The sequence below is a fragment of the Ruegeria sp. CDSC085 genome (assembly GCF_059610465.1).
The window spans coordinates 1-4,498 of the sequence record NZ_JBXWNR010000046.1 but is presented as its reverse complement, the minus strand read 5'-3'; the positions used below and the strand labels follow the sequence as shown (position 1 = coordinate 4,498).

The window sequence follows — 4,498 nt, the reverse complement described above, 5'->3', positions numbered from 1 at the left end:
GAAACGCACGCCTCTTCACTCGTTGCACGTTGCTTTGGGTGGTAAGATGGTTGATTTTGCTGGGTGGGAGATGCCTGTTCAGTATCCTTTGGGGATTATGGGTGAGCATAAGCAGTGCCGAGAGAAGGCGGCGTTGTTTGATGTGTCTCACATGGGTCAGGTTATTCTTCGCGGCGAGAATGTGGGTGAGAAGCTGGAAGCTTTGTGCCCGCAGGCTTATGCGACGCTGAAGGAAGGCAAGGCGCGGTACGGGTTTTTCACCAACGCTGACGGCGGGATCATGGACGATTTGATCGTGTCGAATGCGGGGGATCACTATTTTGTGGTGGTGAACGCGGCGCTGCGGCATCAGGACATTCCGCATATGCGTGACAATCTCGAAGGTGTCGAAGTGACCGAGATCTTCGACCGCGCGCTGGTGGCGGTTCAGGGCCCCAAGGCCGAGGATGTTGTCGGCGCGTTGTGCCCTGTTGCCCGTGACCTGAAGTTCATGGAAACCACCCTTGCTGATATCAACGGTGTCGAGTGCCGCATCTCGCGGCTGGGTTATACCGGCGAGGACGGCTATGAGATCTCGATCCCCGAGGACAAGGCGATCGAAGTTTCGAAAGCCTTCCTGGGGCATGAGGATTGCGAAGCGGCGGGTCTGGGCGCGCGCGACAGCCTGCGGCTTGAGGCGGGGCTGTGCCTGTATGGCAATGACATCGATCAGAGCACCTCGCCGGTCGAGGCGTCTTTGGGCTGGGCGATGCAGAAGCGCCGCAAGGAAGAAGGCGGCTTTCCGGGTGCGGAGCGTATCCAGCGCGAACTGGCCGAGGGGGCATCCCGCAAGCTGGTGGGGATCAAGCCCGACGGCCGTGCTCCGGCGCGCCAGGGTGTGGAAATCCAGTGCACTGAGGGCAACACGATCGGCCAGATCACCTCGGGCAGCTTTGGCCCGACGGTCGGAGGCCCGATCGCGATGGGCTATGTGTCCGCGGGCCATGGCGAGCCGGGCGAGAAGGTGAACCTGATCATCCGGGGCAAGGCGCAACCGGCGCAGATCGTGGCCATGCCCTTCGTCAAACAGAATTACAAGCGTTGAAGTCAGGAGAGAGACAAGATGGCAACCTATTATTCCGAAGAGCATGAATGGCTGAGCGTTGAAGGCGACACGGCCACTCTGGGCATCACCAAACATGCCGCCGAGCAGCTGGGTGAAGTGGTGTTCGTGGAACAGCAGGAAGCGGGCGACGAGTTCGAAAAAGGCGGCGAGATCGGCGTGATCGAATCCGTCAAGGCGGCGTCCGAGTTGTATGCTCCGGTCGATGGCGAGATCACGGAAGTGAACGAGGCGCTGGCCGACAATCCCGGTGCGCTGAACGAAGATCCCGAGGGCGAGGCCTGGATCTACAAGATCAAGATCAGCGATGCATCCCAGCTGGAAGAGCTGATGGATCTGGACGGCTACAAGGCCCTGATCGGGTAAACCCAAACGGAGTCCCGGCACGGGGCTCCATCGTTTTAACTTATGCCGCCGAATTTGGGCTCCGCCCGTTCGGGCCTGAACCTGTCCACCGGACAGTTTCCGGGACGGCCCTTACTCCCCGCCGGAGGCTCCTGCCAGAGCGACCGGGCGAGACATTCCTTGAGGAGCGCTACACATGGCCTTCAAACTGACCGACTACGAAGCCTATGACTTTGCCAATCGCCGCCATATCGGGCCCAGCCCGACCGAGATGCGCGACATGCTCAAGGTGATCGGCTTCAAGACGCTGGACGAGCTGATCGACGCCACCGTCCCGCCTGCGATCCGGCAGAAAGAGCCGCTGGACTGGGGTCCGGCGATGACGGAACGCGATGCGCTGTTCCATATGAAAGAGGTGGCGAGCAAGAACAAGGTTCTGACCTCGCTGATCGGTCAGGGCTATTACGGCACCACCACGCCCGCGCCGATCCTGCGCAACATCCTGGAAAACCCGGCCTGGTACACCGCCTATACGCCGTACCAGCCCGAGATCAGCCAGGGCCGTCTTGAGGCGCTGCTGAACTTCCAGACCATGGTTAGCGACCTGACCGGGCTGGACGTGGCCAACGCGTCCCTGCTGGACGAGGCCACAGCCGCGGCCGAGGCGATGGCGATGGCCAAGCGCGGCGGCCGGTCCAAGGCCAACAACGCGGCCTTCTTCGTCGACAAGAACTGCCACCCGCAGACCATCGCGGTGATCAAAACGCGCGCCGAGCCTTTGGGCATCGACGTTCAGGTGGCCGATCCGGACACGCTGGATGCAGGTTCCGTCTTTGGCGCGATCTTCCAGTATCCCGGCACCCATGGCCATGTGCGCGACTTCACCAACGAGATCGCGGCGCTGCACGAACATAAAGCCATCGCGATTGTCGCCGCCGACATCCTGTCGCTGGCGCTGCTGAAATCGCCCGGCGAGATGGGCGCGGATATCGCCATCGGCTCGACCCAGCGCTTTGGCGTGCCGATGGGCTATGGCGGGCCCCATGCTGCCTATATGGCGACCACCGACAAGCTGAAGCGGTCCATGCCGGGCCGGATCATCGGTGTCAGCATCGACAGCCGGGGCAACAAGGCCTACCGCCTGTCGCTGCAGACCCGCGAGCAGCATATCCGCCGCGAGAAGGCGAACTCGAATGTCTGCACCGCGCAGGCACTGCTGGCGGTGATCGCCTCGATGTATGCCGTCTATCACGGCCCCGACGGCATCAAGGCCATCGCGCAATCGGTGCACCGCAAGACCTCGCGTCTGGCTGCCGGTCTGGAAGAGGCTGGCTTTGCCGCGGAACCGGAAGTGTTCTTCGACACCATCACGGTTGAGGTCGGCCATCTGCAGAAGACGGTGATGGAGGCCGCCGTGGCCCGCGGCGTCAACCTGCGCAAGGTGGGCGAGACCCGGGTCGGCATCAGCCTGGACGAGCAGACCCGCCCCGAGACCATCGAGGCGGTCTGGGGTGCCTTCGGCATCGACCGCAAGGATGACAGCTCGAACAAGCAATACCGCCTGCCCGATTATGCGCTGCGTGAAAGCGAATATCTGACCCACCCGATCTTCCACAAGAACCGGGCCGAGGCCGAGATCACCCGCTATATGCGCCGCCTGGCCGACCGTGACCTGGCGCTGGACCGGGCGATGATCCCGCTGGGGTCCTGCACCATGAAGCTGAACGCCACGATCGAGATGATCCCGGTCACCTGGCCCGAGTTCGGCAATCTGCATCCGTTCTGCCCCGAAGATCAGGCGCAGGGCTATCACGAGATGATTGCCGACCTGAACGACAAGCTGTGCCAGATCACCGGTTATGACGCGATCAGCCAGCAACCCAACTCGGGCGCGCAGGGCGAATATGCGGGTCTTCTGACCATCCGCAACTATCACTTCGCCCGCGGGCAGGGTCAGCGCAATGTCTGCCTGATCCCGACCTCGGCGCATGGCACCAACCCGGCCTCGGCCCAGATGGTGGGCTGGCAGGTCGTGCCGGTGCAGGCGGATGAGAACGGCAATATCGACGTCGCCGACTTCCGCGCCAAGGCGGAAAAGCACTCCGATCATCTGGCCGCCTGCATGATCACCTACCCGTCCACCCATGGCGTGTTCGAGACCACCGTGCAGGAGGTCTGCCAGATCACCCATGATCACGGCGGTCAGGTCTATATCGACGGCGCCAACATGAACGCGATGGTGGGCCTGTCGCGCCCCGGTGACATCGGCGGAGACGTCAGCCACCTGAACCTGCACAAGACCTTCTGCATCCCGCATGGCGGCGGCGGCCCTGGCATGGGCCCGATCGGCGTCAAGGCGCATCTGACCGAGCACCTGCCCGGCCACCCGGAATACGGCACCGCCGTGGGGCCGGTCTCGGCGGCGCCCTTCGGCTCGCCCTCGATCCTTCCCGTCTCGTGGGCCTATGTGCTGCTGATGGGTGGCGCCGGTCTGACCCAGGCGACGAAAGTGGCGATCCTGAACGCCAACTACATCGCCGCGCGTCTGCAGGACGCCTATCCGATCCTCTATACCTCGGAAACGGGCCGGGTGGCGCATGAATGCATCCTCGACACCCGTCCGCTGGACGCCGAGGCGCATGTCTCCGTGGATGACATCGCCAAGCGCCTGGTCGATTCAGGCTTCCACGCGCCGACCATGTCCTGGCCGGTGGCCGGAACCCTGATGGTGGAACCCACGGAATCGGAACCCATGGCCGAACTGGACCGCTTCTGCGACGCCATGCTGTCCATCCGCGCGGAAGCGCAGGACATCATCGACGGCAAGATCGACGCGGACAACAACCCGCTGAAAAACGCCCCACACACGGTGCGCGATCTGGTCGGCGACTGGGACCGCCCCTACACCCGCGAACAGGCTTGCTTCCCGCCAGGCTCCATGGGCGTCGACAAATACTGGTCACCCGTCAACCGCGTCGACAACGCATACGGCGACAGAAACCTCGTCTGCACATGCCCCCCAATGGACGCATACGAAGAAGCCGCGGAATA

At 63.0% G+C, this 4,498-nt stretch carries 3 protein-coding genes; all 3 read left to right on the top strand.

The window, feature by feature from the left end:
- The coding region (gene gcvT, locus AC2FJB_RS22715) for a glycine cleavage system aminomethyltransferase GcvT (protein ID WP_299902838.1) at positions 1-1,084 on the top strand (1,084 nt) is incomplete at its 5' end.
- A gap of 18 nt (positions 1,085-1,102) precedes the next feature.
- Positions 1,103-1,468, top strand: coding sequence for a glycine cleavage system protein GcvH (gene gcvH / locus AC2FJB_RS22710; protein WP_299644461.1), 366 nt, complete (start codon positions 1,103-1,105; stop codon positions 1,466-1,468).
- Between the two features lie 175 nt (positions 1,469-1,643).
- Positions 1,644-4,498, top strand: a 2,855-nt coding sequence (gcvP, locus tag AC2FJB_RS22705; protein WP_496721207.1) for an aminomethyl-transferring glycine dehydrogenase, incomplete at its 3' end; no start/stop codon positions are given.